The 19191-nt window shown below is 54.7% G+C and carries 15 protein-coding genes and 2 tRNA genes; 5 read left to right on the top strand and 12 right to left on the bottom strand.

Features of this window, described 5'->3' with window-relative positions; translation table 11 throughout:
• Positions 1-190: 190 nt before the first annotated feature.
• Together I5L79_RS18230 and I5L79_RS18235 are read left to right on the top strand one after the other, a co-directional pair.
• The gene (locus I5L79_RS18230; protein WP_231403202.1) at positions 191-841 is read left to right on the top strand and encodes a hypothetical protein; all 651 of its coding nucleotides are present in this window, start codon (positions 191-193) and stop codon (positions 839-841) included.
• Positions 842-954: 113 nt separating this feature from the next.
• Positions 955-1368 (top strand): hypothetical protein, encoded by a 414-nt coding sequence (locus tag I5L79_RS18235; RefSeq protein WP_196956505.1) that lies wholly within the window; start codon positions 955-957, stop codon positions 1366-1368.
• Positions 1369-2045: 677 nt separating this feature from the next.
• On the opposite strand, the gene I5L79_RS18240 is transcribed toward I5L79_RS18235, so the two are convergent.
• The gene (locus tag I5L79_RS18240) at positions 2046-2549 is read right to left on the bottom strand and encodes a hypothetical protein (protein WP_196956506.1); all 504 of its coding nucleotides are present in this window, start codon (positions 2547-2549) and stop codon (positions 2046-2048) included.
• Between the two features lie 171 nt (positions 2550-2720).
• Here I5L79_RS18240 and I5L79_RS18245 point away from each other — a divergent pair, with 171 nt between their 5' ends.
• Positions 2721-3764, top strand: a complete 1044-nt coding sequence (locus I5L79_RS18245; protein ID WP_196956507.1) for an SDR family NAD(P)-dependent oxidoreductase — start codon at positions 2721-2723, stop codon at positions 3762-3764.
• 198 nt (positions 3765-3962) lie between these two features.
• Here I5L79_RS18245 and mutM read toward each other — a convergent pair whose 3' ends face one another.
• The 4 genes from mutM to I5L79_RS18265 all read right to left on the bottom strand — a co-directional run bounded on the left by mutM (position 3963) and on the right by I5L79_RS18265 (position 8913).
• Positions 3963-4784, bottom strand: a complete 822-nt coding sequence (gene mutM / locus I5L79_RS23685) for a DNA-formamidopyrimidine glycosylase (protein WP_196956508.1) — start codon at positions 4782-4784, stop codon at positions 3963-3965.
• Positions 4785-4937: 153 nt separating this feature from the next.
• On the bottom strand, positions 4938-5837 hold the full coding sequence (locus I5L79_RS18255) for a PhzF family phenazine biosynthesis protein (protein WP_196956509.1): 900 nt from the start codon (positions 5835-5837) through the stop codon (positions 4938-4940).
• A 265-nt stretch (positions 5838-6102) separates the two neighbouring features.
• The gene (locus I5L79_RS18260) at positions 6103-6990 is read right to left on the bottom strand and encodes a M48 family metalloprotease (protein WP_196956510.1); all 888 of its coding nucleotides are present in this window, start codon (positions 6988-6990) and stop codon (positions 6103-6105) included.
• A gap of 129 nt (positions 6991-7119) precedes the next feature.
• Entirely contained in the window at positions 7120-8913 is a 1794-nt protein-coding gene (locus I5L79_RS18265; RefSeq protein WP_196956511.1) for an ABC transporter ATP-binding protein, read from the bottom strand.
• 377 nt (positions 8914-9290) lie between these two features.
• Here I5L79_RS18265 and I5L79_RS18270 point away from each other — a divergent pair, with 377 nt between their 5' ends.
• Complete coding sequence (locus I5L79_RS18270; RefSeq protein WP_196956512.1) at positions 9291-11072, top strand: glycoside hydrolase family 15 protein; 1782 nt, start codon at positions 9291-9293, stop codon at positions 11070-11072.
• Between the two features lie 183 nt (positions 11073-11255).
• On the opposite strand, the gene I5L79_RS18275 is transcribed toward I5L79_RS18270, so the two are convergent.
• On the bottom strand, positions 11256-11738 hold the full coding sequence (locus I5L79_RS18275; protein WP_196956513.1) for a hypothetical protein: 483 nt from the start codon (positions 11736-11738) through the stop codon (positions 11256-11258).
• A gap of 838 nt (positions 11739-12576) precedes the next feature.
• Positions 12577-14751, bottom strand: a complete 2175-nt coding sequence (locus I5L79_RS18280) for a bifunctional alpha,alpha-trehalose-phosphate synthase (UDP-forming)/trehalose-phosphatase (protein WP_196956514.1) — start codon at positions 14749-14751, stop codon at positions 12577-12579.
• A gap of 591 nt (positions 14752-15342) precedes the next feature.
• On the opposite strand from I5L79_RS18280, the gene I5L79_RS18285 reads away from it, so the two are divergent.
• A complete protein-coding gene (locus I5L79_RS18285; protein WP_196956515.1) occupies positions 15343-15735 on the top strand; it encodes an IS1 family transposase in 393 nt (130 codons plus the stop codon).
• On the opposite strand, the gene I5L79_RS18290 is transcribed toward I5L79_RS18285, so the two are convergent.
• The 5 genes from I5L79_RS18290 to I5L79_RS18310 all read right to left on the bottom strand — a co-directional run bounded on the left by I5L79_RS18290 (position 15732) and on the right by I5L79_RS18310 (position 19186).
• Positions 15732-16904 (bottom strand): glycosyltransferase family 4 protein, encoded by a 1173-nt coding sequence (locus I5L79_RS18290; RefSeq protein WP_196956516.1) that lies wholly within the window; start codon positions 16902-16904, stop codon positions 15732-15734. The two genes, I5L79_RS18285 and I5L79_RS18290, sit on opposite strands and share 4 nt — an antisense overlap.
• 42 nt (positions 16905-16946) lie before the next feature.
• Positions 16947-17831, bottom strand: coding sequence for a hypothetical protein (locus I5L79_RS18295; RefSeq protein WP_196956517.1), 885 nt, complete (start codon positions 17829-17831; stop codon positions 16947-16949).
• Positions 17832-17867: 36 nt separating this feature from the next.
• Positions 17868-18791 carry a hypothetical protein gene (locus I5L79_RS18300; protein ID WP_196956518.1) on the bottom strand — a complete coding sequence of 308 codons (924 nt, stop codon included), beginning with the start codon at positions 18789-18791 and terminating at the stop codon, positions 17868-17870.
• Between the two features lie 137 nt (positions 18792-18928).
• A tRNA-Glu gene (locus tag I5L79_RS18305) sits at positions 18929-19000 on the bottom strand.
• A gap of 114 nt (positions 19001-19114) precedes the next feature.
• Positions 19115-19186 (bottom strand) — tRNA-Glu (locus I5L79_RS18310).
• Positions 19187-19191 lie beyond the last annotated feature (5 nt).

A 19191-nucleotide genomic window follows, 5' to 3' on the forward strand; every position in this document is an offset into this window, starting at 1 on the left:
ACGTGTTTTGCTTTAGTCGGGACGGGTTTCTGCAAGGTCGGGAGGTGTTTTCGATTGGTCGGGGAGGGTTGCTATTGGGCTGTAATTCTGATACTTTGGGGCTGGCAAGCAAGGGGTTGCCACGCTGCGCGGAGCGGTTCCGCGGTTAGTATATACGTGTATGGATAAGCCCAGAGAAGACCAGTTAGCTATGTGTAAGCACGTAGCAGCCTACGTGACCGAGCACGCCGCCGACCTGGCCGTGAGCGAAATGGCCGCCGCCCAGGCCACCGAAGTTACTTCCCGCTACGCCCAGGTGGCCGGGGCCCGGGGCGGCACGGCCCGGCGCACCAACAACCTCACGGCCGACGCCAAAACCCGCAAGAAAGAGCTGCTGGAACTGCTGCCGGCCCTGCTGGGACCCATGAGCCGCATTGCTGCCCGCCTTCAGGACCACGATTTGCTGGCATCCGTCACGCTCAGCAGCAAGCAGCTGCGCAAGCTCCGGCCCCTGGCGTTTTTGGCGGTGGCAAACTCGGTACTCACCAGCGCCGCCCGCACCGATGTAGCCGCCGAGCTCAGCAAGCAGGGCCTCAAGCCCGCCACTCTCAAGCCCCTGCGCGACGCCCTCGCGGCCTTCCAGCAGGCCCAGCCCGCCACCCGCCAGACCATCAACGAGCGGGTAGTAGCCGGGGCCGCCCTCGAGGACCTGGTAGACGACCTGATGGACGAGGTGCGCCAACTGGACCAGGACATGAAAGCCTTTAAGCTGCTCAACCGCCCCCTCTACAACGGCTACCAGCAAGCCCGCAAGCTGGTGAATACCGGCGGGAAAAGCGCCAGCTCGGAGCAGCCAAAGTAGCTAGTGGGGGCGGCCCGCTCCGTTGGGGCGGGCCGGCTTTTGTGGGGGCACTTTGCTAAGCCGGATACCAATCAAATACATCCACAAGAAGAAATAACTATACCCTCCAGTAAATGAAAGCAACGGTTTTGATAGTCTGCGTTACTATGATGTCATGTAAAGTGCTTACGATAGAGAAGCAGGCCAGCGTAAAAGCATATGCTATTTCGATGGGAAAAAGAACCAAATTTCCAATTGATTCATTCTCAATTGAGAATTTTAGTGAGTTGAATACAGTGATAAGTGTCAAGCATATCACTGAATTTCATAAGAAAATAAGCGAGCTGCGTATAACTGAGGGGGAGTTTTTATATGATTTTGTTAGAATGAAAATAATGATCGGTGATGCAAATGAGAAAAGAGAAAGTATGCTATTTGATAGCAAAGGACAATTGCTCTACAGAGGACGGTTGTACGCATATGATAAGGAAGTATATGTGAAGATATTCAAGATAATAGGATTGGATTCCAGTGTCTATCTGAATTAATATGGCGCGAGTGTAGCGTAACTTGTGTCCAATCTATAGGGTGGAGGTTGTACATTCACTGCCGCGCTAACGGTAAGCCGGTGTGGAACGGGATTTGTTATCTTAACTGCAATTAGATATTCAAAAGGTTATCTAAAGCCCGGTAGGTTTGACGTTCCTTTTATTTTCTTGCCCTTGTTATACTTGAAATTTTTCACTACAAAGCCGTAATCATCATATACTTTCCATTTGCCGTGTTTTAAGCCTTTCTTATATCTTCCAATAGTCTCAATATATCCGTTTTTCTTAAATCAATAAAAATAACCACTTCTCTTACAATCTTTAAGGGTAATAATCTCAAATTCATCATTGGAAAAACTTTTCACATTAGTTCTATTGCAACTATCCGTTTTTAATTCATAAATATTCATTTTGCTTTTATAGTAATTGTACTTTGCTTTTATGCACCCACCAAGCATGATGATGGAAGCTGTTAATGTGAAGTAGTTTTTACTTGATAATATTAGTGCCATATGTTCTATCAGGTGGCTTTTTTAATTGACATCTTTTCGTTTCGTTCCTACTGCCGTTTTAGTAGCAAACCAATACAGAACGGCAGTTGATATTCTGACAGCAGAGGCGCAGCCTCCCAAATAGGCAAGGCACGAGCTACAAGCTCGCGCCAGCCCTACAACTACTTACTCCCCACCCGGCAGGCCGGGGGCAGGGTTGCCCTGGATGCCCTGGGAGCTGGGCACGCCCATCTTCTCCTCCCGCTTGCGCTGGTACCGGTCGAACTGCTGGGGCGACAGCACGTCTTTGAGGGCCGAGAGGCGGGAGCGGCCCACCGCATCCACCACGGCGGATACCTTGCGCACATCCTGGCGGTACTGCAGACGGGCAGTTTCCACGGCCCGCACGCTGGTGAGGTTGATCTGGCGTACTTTCTCCACCTGCTGCGGGTTCAGACCCAGCGCATTCTGCATGTTTTCGGTGAGGGCGTTGGCGCGGGCTTCCACCTTATCGGCCGGGGGCGTGGGGGCCGGGCGGGAGGCGGGGGCCGGCGCGGGCTCCACGGTGGTTTTGGCCTTGGTGGTAGTGCCGGTGGCCGTTTTGGTTTTCGTTTTTACGGTGGCGCTTTGCGCCATGCTTAGGGAAGGCGCCGCCAGAAAAGCCAGGGCGAGCAGAAGGAATTTGTTCATAGCAGAGAAAAGGCGGCTGGTAGAAGCGGCCGCGGCTGGGCCTGTAAATATGATGCCAATTACGGAAAGTGGCGGCGCTATAACGCCACTGGCGGCCGGAAACGTGCCGGAGGAGCAGGAAATCTGCGGGCCCGGGCGCAACCTTTCCGGGGCCAATGCATACAACCCTATATGAAGCGAGAAACCCGAAACAACTGGCTTACGGCCCTGGGCGTGGGCGCTCTGGTAACGGCCGCCACTGTCTGGAACAACCGGCGCGGCTCCTACGACCTGCAAGGCCGCGTAGTGCTCATCACCGGCGGCTCACGCGGACTGGGCCTTATCCTGGCCCGGCAGGCCGTAGCCCAGGGGGCCAACGTAGCCATCTGCGCCCGTGATGCCGACGAGCTGGAGCGCGCCCGCCAGGAGTTGGCGGCCGGCGGCACCAGGGTCATGACGCTGGTGCGCGACCTCACCAGTCCCGAGGACGTGCGCACCCTGGTAGCCGAAGTCCAGAACCAGCTCGGCCCCATCGACGTGCTCATCAACAATGCCGGCATCATCACGGCCGGGCCACTGGAGCACATGGAGGAGCGCGACTACGAAGAGTCGATGCAGGTGCATTTCTGGGCCCCATTCCATACTATGCAGGCGGTGCTGCCCAACATGCGCCGCCGTGGCGAGGGCCGCATCGTGAATATAGCCTCGGTGGGCGGCAAGGTGGCCGTGCCGCACCTGGCGCCCTACTGCGCCAGCAAGTTTGCGTTGGTTGGCTTGTCGGAAAGCTTCCGTTCTGAGCTGCTGCAATACGGGGTGAAAGTTACCACCGTGTGCCCGGGCCTGCTGCGCACGGGCAGCCAGGGGCACGCCATTGTGAAGGGACAGCACGAGCGGGAGTACGCCTGGTTTAGCCTCGCCGATTCCATGCCTGCGCTTTCTATGGATGCCGACCGGGCCGGCCGCGAAATCTGGAATGCCTGCCGCCGCGGCGACGCCGAAGTTATCCTCAGCCTGCCAGCCAAGCTGCTTTCCGCCTTCCACGGCCTGCTGCCCGGCACCACCGCCGACCTGCTCAGTTGGGTTAACCGCACCCTGCCCAGTCCCACCGACGTGGTAGGCAACGAGCGGCGCCGCGGCTCCGAGTCTGAAACCGACCTGACGCGCTCCTGGCTAACCGGACTCACCCAACAAGCCGCCCGCCGCAACAACGAAACTGGCTCCGAGCTAGCGGTATAGAAAAGTGTCATGCAGAGCGGAGCATCTCGCATGCTGATGTCGGATTAGTATTCCAACGTCGGCACGCGAGATGCTCCGCTCTGCATGATGGGCTTTCGGTGTTCTGCCAAACACCTATAGTGTTTCCTCGTTGAACGACAAACACATCAGCAACGATGAGACGCGAAGTGTCGCGTCTCTACATCGTGCTGGAAACTATCAGGCTGCCAGAGACTGGCAGCTTGGGCAGTGGTAGGTAGCGCGCCCGCCCACGTAATGCTTGCCGATTTCAACTTTCGGATGGCGGGGGCAGAAACGGTGCGCCTCCGTGCCCGGCGTGGCCGACTCATCCCACTCGCGGGCGTGAATGAGGAAGGAGGCCGGGAAGTGGCGGTAGACCGCCTCGTGCTCAATGGCCGTGCGCAGCACCAGCTGGATGGCCATGTGCATGGCTTTGAACTCTTCAGAAGTAAGCGTATTGGCTATCCGCTCCGGATGAATACGGGCCTGAAACAGCACCTCATCCACAATCCAGTTGCCGAGGCCGGCCGTGAGACACTGGTCGAGCAGGGCCGGCTTGATCAGGGTTTTCTTCTTTCCCAGGCCTTTCTGCAGCTCTTCGGTGGTAATGGCCAACGCATCCGGGCCAATCTTCTTGGCGCGCTGATACTCGGCCACACTGCCTGCCAGGCGGATGCGCCCAAACTTGCGCGGGTCGATGAACGCCACGCGCAGGCCATCGGCCAGATGAAACGCTACGCGGGTAAAGCGGGGCCGGTCGTGCTCGTCGCGGTAAGCGCCTACATCCCCGGTCATGCCGAAGTGGAGGGCCAGCACCTGGCCGGTGGAGAGTTCCAGAAAGCAGTTCTTCCCTAGTCGATGCGTCGCCGTCACGGTAGCGCCTACCACGGCTTGGCGCAGCTCGTCTTCCGGCACGGCCAGCACGTGGGCATCCAGCACCTCCAGGGCCACTAACTGCTGCTGCACCAGTAATTCGTCGAGTAAGCGACGGTAAGTTTCTACTTCGGGTAATTCGGGCACAGACTAAAAAGATATCAGTGGGAAAGTTGACGTAGTGGCCAAGGCAAGGAATAACCTTCCAGCCTAACTCAGCTATAACCAACACCCGCCTACCCGAAGAAGTTGCCCGGCCTGGTGGTTTTAACGGGCCTGTTGTCTACCCGCCATCCTGCATCAAATGGTAAGCCGACCTTCCACTACTACCACGCCACTGCCTCCAATCTGGACGGCTTCAATAGCGTGGCGCGGGCCGCTGATCTGTACGTTTACCTGCCCGGGCCGGCCCAGCCAGTGGCCCTGCTCGGCCACAAAGCGCGGCTGCTCCAAATACCCGTAGTGCCAGAGGTAAGCGGCCATGCCCCCGGTAGCTGAGCCCGTAACCGGGTCTTCTAGGATGTCGGGCGGGGTGCCGAAATGGCGGGCAAAGGTGTGCCCCGCGGACGTGGCGCCGCCCAGGCAAAACACGTGCGGACTGAAGAAGTCTGACCCGGCGCGGTACCGGTTGTAGGTGGCCGGTTCCGGCGGCGCTGCCCGCCGTAGCGCTTCGTGGCTGCGCACGAACAGCATCAGCTGCGGGGTGCCGGTACTCACAGTTTGGATAGGTGCGCCGGGCACCAGGTCTGCCGGCGTAAGGCCAAAGAGCGGAGCTACCACGGTCGGGTCATGCAATTGCCCAAACACCGGCGGCCGCTGCGTCATGAGTATCTGGGGCTGCGGATTGTCGGCCGAGGGGGCCAGTACGTCAATTTGAATAGGGCCCTCAAGCAAAGCCAGGAAAAGGCTGGTGCCAGTAGCGGGCAGGGGCAACCGGCCCGTGTGCAGCAACCCTGTGATGGAGGCAATGGTGGGATGACCCGCCAAGGGCAGTTCCTCGGCCGGCGTGAAGAAGCGCACCCCGAACCCGGCCTCCGCCGACCCAGATACAAACGCCGTTTCCGATTGATTGAATTCCCGGGCAAGGGCCTGCATCTGCGCGTCTGTCAGCCCGGCGGCATCCAGCACCACGGCACAAGGGTTGCCCCCCAGCGCGGTAGGGGTGAAGGCGTCAATTAAAAGAAAAGGAAGCGTGGGCATAGAAAGCAGATAACCTGAAAATTCAGCACGTCCTGCTTGATCTGGCGTCTGCGCAGCCGAAGCAGCTCTACCTCTGGCTAACTCTCAATGTGAGAACGAAGTGGGAGAGATGCTTCGGCTGCGCTCAGCAAGACGGTTAGTTTGTGCCGAGAAATACTTGGAGTAGCACGAAAACTACGCTCATTTACGGAAAGTCGACCGACACCACAAACAAAACGCCCACTACGGGAGGCAGCGGGCGTCTGAGGATTAACAAGGTCAATACTTACGAAGGGTCGGAAACCAGGCCCACCTGTTGGCCGCGGGCGTTATATACACCCCCCTGGGCACTCACGTAAAGGCGCCGCTCCTGTCCATCCACCAGCACGTAGGGAAAATACTGGCTGTCGGAGCGGGTGAGGCGGCCTACTACCTGCGCGGTGTGGTCGTCGCCGAGGCGTACCACGTTCAGGCGGCTGGTGAGGTAGTACGGCTCATCGGGGTTGCTACGGAAGGTGATGCGGCCCACCACGCTCACGGGCGTAGTAGTAGCGGCTACCGTACGAACCGGCATGGCTTGTGACGGAGTATTCAACGCAACGGGCTTGGCCGAAGGAGCCGTGGCGCGGGCACTGCTGGCAATTTGCCCATCAGCCCGCTGCCAGCCAGCTCCAATGGAGCTGAGGCGGTTGCGGCGGCCGGGGTGAGTAGCCGAACCGGCATCGTCGCTGGCTACGGCCATAGCGGCCTGAGCTTCGGCCAGACTAGCGCCCATCTTGCGTAGCACAAAGCCCGAAAACTCGTCGGCTTCCAGTTCATCGGCGGGCTGGGAGCCTCCGGGGCGCAGGGTATGGCCGTTGAGATGGTGGCCCATTTCGTGGGCCAGAATGCTGATGCCTGCCCAGTCGGTGTGGCCAGCCCGGTTCACAGCGGCCAGAAACTGCGGGTTGTAGAGCAGGTAGCGGTGGCCGTTATATACTACCGCGGCGGCGTTTTCAACTTGCGAGGTGGCTCGCAGTTCGAAGCGCGGCTTCAGGCCTACTACGTCGGTAATTTCCTGGATAACGTCGCGGTTGGTAGGCGTAGCGGTTTGAGCCGAAGCGGCCGAAGAAATCAGAAGCCCGCCTGCCAGGCACAAGCCAGCAATGCGGCGAAAAATGCGGAGGTGAGTCATGAAAATATCCTGTAGTTGGATGAAGGCAATGTCAAGAATCCTGCCAACGCGGCTAGGCTTTCCCGGCACCCGTTCACAGGATCTTAACGGCTTTTAGCCCGTTTTCGTGCATGTTTCCGTCGAAGATTTCTACACCGCTACTGGCCGCTGCAGCACCGCCTTGGGGGCCGGCCGCTCGCCAATCTGCTGCCGCCACATGGCGTAGTACAGCCCTTTGCGCTCCAACAGCTCCTCGTGCCGGCCGGCCTCGGCAACGTGGCCGCGCTCCAATACAAAAATGCGGTCGGCGTGCAGGATGGTGCTGAGGCGGTGGGCAATGAGGATGGTAATGTGCTGGCGGGAGCCTGACAGCTCGCGCACCGTCTGGCTGATTTCCTCCTCCGTGAGCGAGTCGAGGGCCGAGGTGGCTTCATCGAACACCAACAGGGTGGGGTGGCGCAACAGGGCCCGGGCAATGCTCAGGCGCTGCTTTTCCCCACCCGAAACTTTCACGCCGCCTTCCCCAATCACGGTGTCCAGGCCTTGGGGGGCGCGGGCCAGCAGGGAGTCAGCAGCAGCTTGGTGCAGGGCCTGCAGACACTGCTCGTCGGTAGCTTGCGGGGCTACAAAGCGTAGGTTCTCCCGGATGGTGCCGGCAAAAAGCTGAGTATCCTGCGTCACGAAGCCAATTTGCTCCCGCAGCGCGTCGAGGTCCAACTCCGGGCCGGGAATGCTGTTGTAGAGAATCTGGCCCTGGGCGGGCGGATACAGGCCCACCAGCAGCTTTACCAGCGTGGTTTTGCCCGAGCCCGAGGGCCCTACGAAGGCAATAGTCTCGCCCAGCTTGGTCTGAAAGGAAATGCCGTCTAGGGCCGGGGCGCTGGCCGAGAGGTGCTGGAAGTGCACGTCGTCGAAGGCCAGGGTTTCCAGCTTCTGAATGACTTTGGGGTGCAGGGGTTTCACCTCCCGGGGCGTGTTCAGGATCTGCTGGTAGTTGGCCAATGACGCCTCGGTTTCGCGGTACACGTTGATGATGGTGCCCATTTCCTGCAGCGGCCCGAAGATGGCGAAGGAGTAAATGAAGAAAGAGAAAAACTCTCCCACGGTAATGATCTGCTGCACCACCAAGTACAGCAGCATCAGCAGAATCACGTTGCGCATCAAATTCACGAATGTGCCCTGCACAAACGACAAGGAGCGTAGGTAGCGCACTTTCTTTAGCTCCAGCTTCAGGATCTTGTCGGTGGTAGAATTCAGCCGCTCGGTTTCCTGCTGGGCCAGGCCCAGGCTTTTGATCAGCTCGATGTTGCGCAAACTCTCGGTGGTGGAGCCGGCCAGGGCCGTGGTTTCGGCTACAATGGTTTTCTGAATCACCTTGATGCGCTTGCTCAGAAACAAGCTCAACGAGCCCAGCAGCGGAATCGTGAGGAAGTAGACCACCGCAATGGGCCAGTACACGCTGATAGCGTACCACGTCACGAACACGATGCCCACCACGGAAATAAACAGCACGTTCACGAAGCTCTGAATCAGCTTCTCCACGTCGGTGCGCACTTTCTGGAGCTTGCCCAGGGTTTCGCCGGAGCGCTGGTCCTCAAACACCTGGTAGGGCAAATCGAGCGAATGGCGCAGCCCGTCGGAGTACAGTTGCGCGCCCAGGCGCTGGGTGATGACGTTGACGTAGTAATCCTGGAAGTTCTTGGCAATGCGCGACACCATGGCCACGCCCATGGCCTGCAGAATCAGCAGGCCCGCTCCGCTCTGCAGAAACGACCAAAACCCGTCGTGGAAGGCCGTAGAGCCGGCTTTTACCACGTGGCGGTCAATAATCTGGCGGAAGATATACGGGTCGAGCAGGGAAAAAATTTGGTTGATGGCGGCCAGCAGCAAGGCCAGCGCCATGAGCCCCCAGTAGTTGCGGAGGTAGGAGTATAGTAGTTTCATGGGGGAAGGGTAGGGGCCGGTTCGGGCCTGGTTAGATACCGGAAGCCCGCCGAATAGTTTTCGGTGGCCAGCAAGGTAGGGGCCGAAAGCCAGGAAGCCGCGCGTCAATTTCAGCACGTCATGCTGCCTCAAAACGTCATGCTGAGCTTGTCGAAGCATCTCTACCGCTTCGTTGGATTACTATTTCAACGTCAGCACGCGAGATTCCTCGGCTGCGCTCGGAATGACGTTCAAACGAAGTGGTAGAGATGCTTCGACTCCGCTCACCCCACCATTCCTGCCTGCCCGCCGGGAACCCCAACTGCCTTCCCGTAGTACACCCGGTAGTAGAACCGCCTGCGCCCTCCCCGGCCAGCCGCCACCAAATGTGCTACCACATGCAGAAACACACCTATAACCTGGGCCTGATTGGCAACTGCGCTTTCCTGGGCTTGATAGACACCGACACCGCCGTGCGCTGGCTTTGCTGGCCCCGCTTCGACAGCAGCTTCGTTTTCGGCTCCTTGCTCGACGACGACAAGGGCGGCGAGTTCAGCATCAAGCCCGCCACCGGCACCTGGGAGTCGCGGCAGTACTACCGCACCAATACCAACGTGCTCTGCACCGAAATTACTACTGCCGACGGCCGGTACCGCGTCACGGACTTTGCCCCGCGCTTTTCCCAGTACGAGCGGTACTACAAGCCCCTCATGTTTATCCGCAAGGTAGAGCCCCTGGAAGGCTCAACCCGCGTGCGGGTAGCCTGCCGGCCGGTAGGTCAGTACGGGCAGCTGGCCCTAAACCGCCGCCGCAGCTCCAACCACATTGCCTTCCTGGGCCTGGAAGAGGAAATCCGCCTCACCACCAACATCCCGCTCACCTACGTGCTCGACGAGGAGGACTTTGCCCTCAACGACACCAAGTACCTCGTGCTTACCTATGGCGCCCCTCTGGAAGCCCCCCTGGAAAGCACCGCCGAGCGGTTCCTGCTCAGCACCCTCGACTACTGGCGGCGCTGGGTGAAAAGCACCAGCATCAGCGCCTTCCACCAGGACCAAGTCATTCGCTCGGCTCTGGCCCTCAAAATTCACCAGTACGAAGACACCGGCGCCATCATTGCGGCCAGTACCACCTCCCTTCCCGAGGCCCCCGGCAGCACCCGCAACTGGGACTACCGCTACTGCTGGATGCGCGACACCTACTACATCCTCACGGCCTTCAACAACATCGGCCACTTCGAGGAGATGGAGCGCTACTTCCACTACATCGCCAACATCTCCACCAAGGTCAAGGACAAGTACCAGCCCCTCTACGGCATCAGCGGGGCGTCCGACCTCATTGAGGAAGAGCTGCCCCTGGCGGGCTACCTCGGCAACCAGCCCGTGCGCATCGGCAACGACGCCTACACCCACATCCAGAACGACGTGTACGGGCAGGTGCTGGTGGCTTTGCTGCCGCTCTACGTGGATTGCCGTTTCCTCGACCCCGAGCGGCCCAACCCCGAAAAGCTGGTGCTGGAAGCCCTCAACCTGATTGAGGCCACTATGGACCAGCCCGACGCCGGCCTCTGGGAGTTCCGCAACCTGGCCCAGTACCACTGCTACACCTACCTGTTTCACTGGGCCGGCAGCCACGCCGCCCGCAAAGTGGCCCGCTCCCTCGGCAACCGCGACATGGAAGCCCGCGCCGAGCGGCTCATCCAGGCGGCCACCGACCGGATTGAGCAGTGTTTCAACCAGGAGCGCGGCGTGTATACCAACGCCATCGGCTCTCCCCACCTCGATGCCAGCACCATGCAGCTCATCCTGATGGGCTACCTAGATCCGGCCTCCGAAAAAGCCGCCCACCACCTCGTAGAGTTAGAAAAAGAGCTGAAAACCCCCGAGGGCCTGTTCTACCGCTACCGCCACGCCGACGACTTCGGCACCCCCGAAACCACCTTCCTTATCTGCTCCTTCTGGTACGTTGAGGCCCTGGCCTGCGTAGGGCGTGTAGAAGAAGCTATCCGCGAGTTCGAAAAGCTCACCACCTACACCAACCACCTGGGCCTGCTTTCCGAGGACGTAGACGCCAAAACCGGCTCCCAGTGGGGCAACTTCCCCCAGGCCTACAGCCACGTGGGCCTCGTCAACGCCGCCTACCGCATCGCCCAAAAGCTCAGCAAACCCAACTTCCTGTAAGGAGCGGCGACAGCCTGAAATAGCCAGCCCGCTGTAGAGACGCATACTTGCGTCTCGTCGTCCGCGCAGTCCCAACGACTATCATCCGACGACGAGACGCAAGTATGCGTCTCTACGCTGTTTAGGAGACGGCTATAATTCTCTGATAGCTACATAGTTGTTGAGTCCAGAGTATATAGTTATTTATAATCCAAAATATTCATGATAAAAGTACTTTTTGATATTATTTTTAAGAGTAGTATCATTTGTTATTGTGTTATTTTGAAATATTGAATCAATTCGGTTGATCATTTGATCTTTTGTTTCGATATCATAAACATTAATTATGTGCAATTTATTTTTAGTATTGATAAAATAAAAAGGAATGCCATGAGGAAATTCTGTTGCTTTAATTAGATGTAATTCATTGTTGTTTTCACCCTTCTTTATAAAGCAATATGATGATATGCTTTTATGTGTATTAGATACTTGTGATAACAACTTGATATTTGATTTTAAAGATGATAACTTGTTTATGTTGAGTTTTATATCTTTTTTATTAATGCAAAAATTTGCCTTATGAATTCCTTGGCCATGAAAGCATGAAGTAAGAGAAAGTATAATGCATATTAGAGCTGATTTGTTAAATATTTTGGTTTTAATTTTGGTGGTATTTATTTTTTTCATGGTGAGATTTGAGTTTATTAATTTGCTTGTTGTGTTAGATTACAATATAATTTATTGTTTTTTAGTTTAATTGATGATCTTAGTTTGTTTATGTGTCTTATGTAATATGACTCTGAAATTATTTTTGAAATTTCATAAGCCTTCTGGTTGTTTTATTAATTGCAAATGCTCTCATGTGTTTCGAGGTGCTATGTGCTACCTTCATTTTCTTTTTTGCCATAGTGTATACTTTGCCAAGCTTACCGTTCTGGCCATAATATACTCTAATTTTTGTTGGAGCATTGACTATATCTCTCAGTATATCATTTCCACCTGCGTCTCGTCGCCCCCGCAGTCCTAACGACTGTCGTTCAACGACGAGATTCCAAGTATGCGACTCTACATGGTACTGGTCCTATAAGCCCTGCCTCATCGGAAACTGGGCGTCGCAATTCTGTGCGCGTCAGTTGCTGCTACGCCGCTGACAGCGCCTATCGCACAACAGTCAGCCCCTATCGCACGGCGGTTAGCGGCCATAACATGAAGGTCAGCACCCATCGCACCTCGGGCAGAGGCTTCCGCACCACTGCCAGAACCTGTAACACGACGGTCAGCATACTTCGCATGATGGTCAACGGCCATAACATGGCGGTCAGTGCCTATCGCACGGCGGTCAGTGGCCATCGCACGGCAGTCAGAGGTCATCGCACGACGGTCAGGGGGCATAACATGCGTGTCAGTGCCTATCGCATGATGGTCAGCGGCCATAACACGACGGTCAGCGCACAAAACAGGCCCGTAATGAAGCATTACGGGCCTGTTTTATAGGGTGACGCGGGTACGCAGTGGGGCCGCCGGGCTACAACAGGCTCCGCAGCAGCCGGCGCACGTCGGTGGTAGAGGCCACGCTGAAGCGCGCCAGGGAGCGGGGCGTGCTGCCCACCTTCACCGTGTAGGCCTCCGGCGGCATGGCCCGGAACGTGTCCTCATCCGTGCGGTCGTCGCCGATGGCCAGGGTAAAGTCGGGATGATACGTAGCCAGCCACCGGGCCGCCGCCGTGCCCTTGTTGATGCCCGCCGTCTTGATTTCAATGACTTTGTTGCCCTCCATCACCTGCAAATCACTGTTCGAGGTCATAAAGGTGAGGTGGTTGAGCAGGTCGCGGGCGCGCACGGCGCCCAGGTCGGCATCGGCGCGGCGGTAGTGCCACACCAGCGAGTACTCCTTGTCCTCGATAAAGGAGCCGGCCGTGCGCGCCACGTACAGCTCCAGAATGGGCCGGATGTCGCGCATCCACTCGTTGTTCAGCGTCTGAAACAGCTGCCACTCCTCACCAGCCGGGCGCAGCCAGACGCCGTGCTCGGCAATAAAATCGATGGGCAGATGCCCCAGCCAGGCTTCCAGCGTCTGCCGGTCGCGCCCACTGATGATGACAACCCGGTTCTGCGGCATCTCCGCCAGCGCCCGCAGCAGCAGCAGCAATTCCTGGTCGGGCTTGGCCCGCTGCGGATTGGCGTTGAAGGGCGCCAGCGTGCCATCATAGTCCAGCAGCAGCAAACGCTGCCCGGCGCCCTGGTACTGCTCCCGCAGCTGCTCGAGCACCGGCGGGCTCAGCGTTTCGGTGGCTAGCGTGTGCTGCTTCATCTTGCTGTAGGCCAGCCGGGCCATAAACAGCTTGGCCCAGGCAAACACGTTGTACTGCCGCACCAGGGCCTGCATGGCGCCCATGCGCAGCTGCTGCTCGTCTTCGGGCATCACCAGCGCGTCGTGCATAGCCTCGGCCAGCTGCCCGGTATCCGTGGGGTTGATGATGAGGGCATCCGACAGCTCCCGGGCCGCCCCGGCCCGCTCGCTCAGGATTAACACCCCGCGCCCGTCGGCCTTGCTGGCCACAAATTCTTTAGCTACCAGGTTCATCCCGTCGCGCATGGGCGTCACCAGCGCCACCTCCGCCAAGCGGTAGAGGGAGGCCAATTCCTCCAGCGGAAAGGAGCGGTAGAAATAGTGAATGGGCGTCCAGGTGATGGTGCGGTACTGGGCGTTAATGCGGCCCACCAGCTCATCAATTTCCTCCTTCAGGGCCGCGTACTGCGCCACCTGGTCGCGGGAGGGTACCACCACCATAATCAGGCTTACCTGCTCACGCCACTCCGGGTAGCGCTGAATCAGCAGCTCAAAGGCCCGCAGCCGCTGCGCAATGCCCTTAGAGTAGTCGAGCCGGTCGATGCTTAGAATAACCCGCACCTCGCGCAGTGCTTCTCGGTAAACGGCCTCGTGCTGCACTGCCGCCTCCGAGGCCGCGGCCTGCACGTACCGCTCATAGTCGATGCCCATGGGGAAAGCATCGACCAGCACCGTGCGGGCACCAGTTTCAATCTGCCCGTTTTGCGAGGAAAACCCTAGCAGCTGCGACACGGCGCTCAAAAAATGCCGCATGTAGCCAAACGTATGGAAACCCAGCAAATCGGCCCCAAGCATGCCTTCCAGCAGCTCCTTACGCCAGGGCAGCACCCGAATCAGCTCGTAGGAGGGGAAGGGAATGTGCAGGAAGAAGCCGATGGTGGCCTCGGGCCGCGCCTGCCGCAGCATGGCTGGCAGCAGCAGCAGCTGGTAGTCGTGCACCCAGATGGTGTCCTCCAGCCCAGCCAATGCCAGCACCGCCTGGCAGAATTTCTCATTCACGGCCACATACGCTTCCCAGTGGCTTTGCTCGTAGGTAGCGTACTGCGAAAAGTAGTGGAAGGTGGGCCAGAGTGTGGAGTTGCTGAAGCCCTCGTAGAAGTCCCGGATTTCGGGCTCCGTCAGAAACACAGGCACCATGCTGTCGTCGCGCAGCTGCTCGCGCACGTACGCTTCTTCATTTGCATCCTCCACGAACAGTCCCGGCCAGCCTACCCAAACATTGCCTTCCTGGCGGTAAATAGAGCCTAGGCCGGTAGCCAGGCCACCTTCGCTGGCTTGAAAGGTGAGGCTTTCCTCGGTGCGAAGAACTTTAGTAGGTAGTCGGTTGGAGACAATAATCGTTCTGGACATACGCCATGGCAGGATGGTGGACCCTTGAACGTACGCGAGAATAGGGTTGGAAGTGGTAAAAACTATCCGCCCTTTCGCTAAAAACGCAGGCCAAAAGGCTTTGAACGCTAAATAAGCGTCTGCCAATAAGAAGGTTGAGGGACATTGCCCAACTCTAAGGTGCTTTTGAGCTGGGGCCTGTTGGTGTAATAGTACACGGCCCTGCTATAGCTAAGGGTACATAAGAGGATTTCGATACGAATCAGCATTCTCCTAAAGGCTGTAAATATAGCCGGCGGTGGTCTAATTGAAGGTGATGTCGTATAGGCTGCTATGAAAACGACTCATCATATTTGCGGCCGGTGCGCGAGCCTACAGATTCGCAAAAATGGGCATAGTGGCGGCCATCAAGGTTATTTTCAGCCGGCCGGCGCCGGCCGGCGCCGGCCGGCGCCGGCCGGCCGATACGCCCCAGTGGAAAAGCTGCTGAACGCGTCTCGCAGCGGGCCATCGTGCAGCTGACGGGTGTTTCGCGCATGAGGGTGGCCAAGCTGGCAAAAAAAAGCGGCTACTATCCCGCGCCATCTGCCCCCGCCCAGCCGGCCCCGGGAGTTGGAACTGGACGAGATGTGGACGTTTGTGGGGCGTAAGCGGCGCAAAGTCTGGCGCTGGCTGGCCGTCGAGCGCCACACTCACCACATTGTCGCCTGGGTGCTGGGCACCCCCGGCACGGCTACGGCCCGGCGGCTCTGGCAGGCCTTACCAGCTGCGTATCGCACCGGCACGTGGTACTATACCAACGAGTGGACGACCTACCGACGGGTGCTGCCGCCAGCAGCCCACCGGCCTAGTGCCAAAGGCAGTGGCCGCACCAGCATCGTGGAAGCACTCAGCTGTTCCCTGCGTCAACGCTGCGCCTGCTCATTCAGTTGCTTCCTGGCCATGCATCGCATCCGCTTACAACTCTGCATCGACGACCATAACGTCCGTTGCACCCTCAATTAGACCCCCGCTATATATTCCTTGAGTTGCTTGATATGACTTTCAAATAGAAACCGATTCATAAAGTCGTTAATCAACACAGATTTGTCAATAGTAATCTTGTTGAAGTATATCTTATGAAGTTGGCTTAGAAAGGACTCCTGGTTGTTTCTTTCAAACATAAAACCATTTCGGGAATCCTGTATTACTTCCGGTAAGCCACCAGCATCCGATGCCAGCACCAGGCTGCCCTGCATTAGCGCCTCAATAGCCGTGTTGCCAAGCCCCTCATGGATTGAAGGAACAGCAACTAAATTGGCAATTTGCAAAAGCGACAAAAGCAAGTCGTTCTCAATAATGCCCGTAATATGTATATAATTATCCAAGTTCCGGGCACTGATTTCAGCCCGAATCGTATCCTCTAAGTTTTTGCCTCCGGCAAAAATTATGAACAGGTCTTTGGGCTCGAGTTTATTATCGGTTATAAATTTATGGATAGCATCGAGGAAGAAAAGGTGGCCTTTTGCAGGGTGTAATCGGCCAGGTAACACAATTATATAATCGGATGTAATAGCAATAGAGCTCAAATAGTTTTGTGCAAGGGAGGGAATTCCGTTTTTGTATTGAATGCCGTCATAAATGATAACTGGGTTTTTAATATAAAAATTATTCTGCATATCCTGGAGTGATGCCTTGGAAATAAATATATTCCCATCGTCAGTCTTGTTAGCTAATATCTGATTATATTTATGAAACAGCTGTTTAGGCAATGAATCAATTGGACTAGCTGTGAATTGCAACGAACGATGGTAGTTTATTAGTTTGAAATTGAGCCCTCGGGTACTAGCATATAGCTTAGTTGCTCTCATAAAAAAATGGGCCAGCGGAAGATTCGCAACAATTACTTCGCACTTGTGCGTTTTTATAAACGAGTATACTTTGTGTAGATAAATATGAGTGTTGATGAGCGCCTTGGTAGTAGGGGTGTTATAAGGCTGGTTTAGAATTAATATGTTATTTTTGCTAATATTAAGAGATGTCAAGAGGTTTTTATCTATAATATTGGATAATATGACAAGAAAAATTTTATCACTTATTTTATAAAAATCATTAATGTGATTAACTGTCTGTAATTCAGCTCCGCCCATTACTAATGATGTAACTACAAAGCAAGTTGATTTTAGGTTGCTCATGAAAAAGGTCAAGGTTGAAGGAATTATATTGCTTTGTAATTGCTATAACGTAATCGTTTTAGTGAAATTGAAAGATGAATTATTTAATAAATCTTCGGCGTCAAAAAAACGAACGCTTTTCTGCGCAGCAGCATCACGTATAATCATTAACGTGTTCTTGTAATCCAGGTCATAATCATGGGAATTTAGAACGCCCACAACTTCTAATTGCGAAGGTGTTAGCAGACCACTCAATACACGATAAAAATCATCGACAAAAGGGGTTGTATGGGCACCTATAAGGTTTTGAATTTCATACAAGGTAGTATCGCCTTTAACTATCTTAAATGATTGGCCGGTATTTATGCTGTTTTCCTGGATTAACTTGTGAGAGTATTGATTTCGGAAGAAGGAAGACTTGGAAAAGCTAAAGTCAAATTTGAAGCCTGCATTCATCAATAATTCTATCAATTGGGAGTTCATAAACCACCAACCGCCGGCATATAAGCCATTGTGGTTGAGGTTGTGTTTTTTAAACCAATCTAAGTCACGGCTGAATTGAGTTTCTAAAGGTGCTGTTATAAAGTTATTGCTCCTGATTTCTGACTCAAACCGATGGTATAAAGCAGGGTTTAGATAAAAGTGGCCATGGTAGCCCAAGGTAGCCACAGATGCCAGCTGATGGTAGCGCGCGGCCAGCATTTCATCCGAGCATTTATGCTCTGCACAGCCCGCCGCTACCTTAGGGCTGGTCCCGGCCATAACCGTACAAATTGGCCGTTTGCCCGTAATGCTATAGTACTCCTGGCAGAAGGATAGCAGCTTTGAGAATAAAGCCTGGTCAAATACGTTTTCGGTGTGAAATATGTACCCCAAATGAAAGTTGTACTGCTGCGGAATCTTGTATGGCCGGACTTTATAGAAAAGGCTTTTCACTGCAGCTTTCATTGGAAGGAGCGTTAAGAGGGTTTATAGATTAGATAATTAAAAATTATTTTTTATGGCCGGCATAAAATTAAACTGATCATGCTCGGTTATCTCCGTCTTAAGATCAAGAACCATGAAAGGCTCCACAAACGGCGCCGGTTTCGGGTTTTTGAACAAGGTTTTAAACATACTAGTACTATGAAATATAAATTGAATGAATTGGATATTATGCTTTTTGAAAAGCTTCTTGCAGGAGTCTTTAAAGAAATGTGGCTTGTTTACAATCATTCCTCCTACGCTTAGGTAGCGGACCGTAATGCCCTTAACTATTTTGTTTTCAATTTTACCCCAGATTATATTGCCAAGGTCTTCGAAAACCACCAGCGCCTTGCCATATTCATTGGTTTTAACATCAATTAGCTGAAAATCATTCTGAAAATAGATGTTTTCGTTGTACAAGTAATCTTTCTCCCCCCATTTAGAAAAAGCCGACTCAAATAGGCCGGGTAGATTAAATACGTTTACTTTCAGGAAAGGACCGTGGTACTTATATCCTATTTTTTCGATAACAGGCCTGGAGTTATGATTAGGTATGCCGTAGAGAAATCCAACATTCTCCTTTAATAGGATTGATTTTCCGAAACTTAAGATATTGGGAAATATTCGCTTGCCCTTATGTTGTTCAGAAGTAACAGCAATACAATTATGAAAGCAGTTGACAACTTCACCATTTCGGATGAAATCGTGGGACTTAAAAGCCGTAAATCCAATTAGCTCATTGCCGCTGAAAGCTCCTACGTAAAAGCTGGAAGGTGAGCCAACGACAGAATTGTTGTGGTAGGTACCTGACTTAATAGTATGCCATGAAAAATCCCTGTGCGTCTTAGGATTAACCTCCCGGAAGGATAAATTGACCAGATTGGTAATGGCCGCATCCATACCTGGCTGGTCAATATCAATCAGCTTGACTTCGTAATCCATCTTGAATGCGCTGTTTAGAAGGTCGGATGCTCTGGCGGATACCTAACGGCTCGTTGTTTACGCTATTGCGTAAAAGAAAAAACCGCTCTGGGATGTACCGGAGCGGTTTTTCAACCCAAAGTCAAGCAGAAGGCAAGTAGTCCGTAGGGGAATCGAACCCCTGTTGGTAGAATGAAAATCTACTGTCCTAACCCCTAGACGAACGGACCAGATAGTGGTGCTGCGGGTACCGAGGGCGCTTTTGCCGGTTCGGTCTGGATAAAAAAACCGCCCTGGGATGCACCGGAGCGGTTTTTTAACCAAATATCAAAGCAGAAGGCAAGTAGTCCGTAGGGGAATCGAACCCCTGTTGGTAGAATGAAAATCTACTGTCCTAACCCCTAGACGAACGGACCAGATA

The organism is Hymenobacter guriensis, from assembly GCF_015773195.1.
Taxonomy (GTDB): domain Bacteria; phylum Bacteroidota; class Bacteroidia; order Cytophagales; family Hymenobacteraceae; genus Hymenobacter; species Hymenobacter guriensis.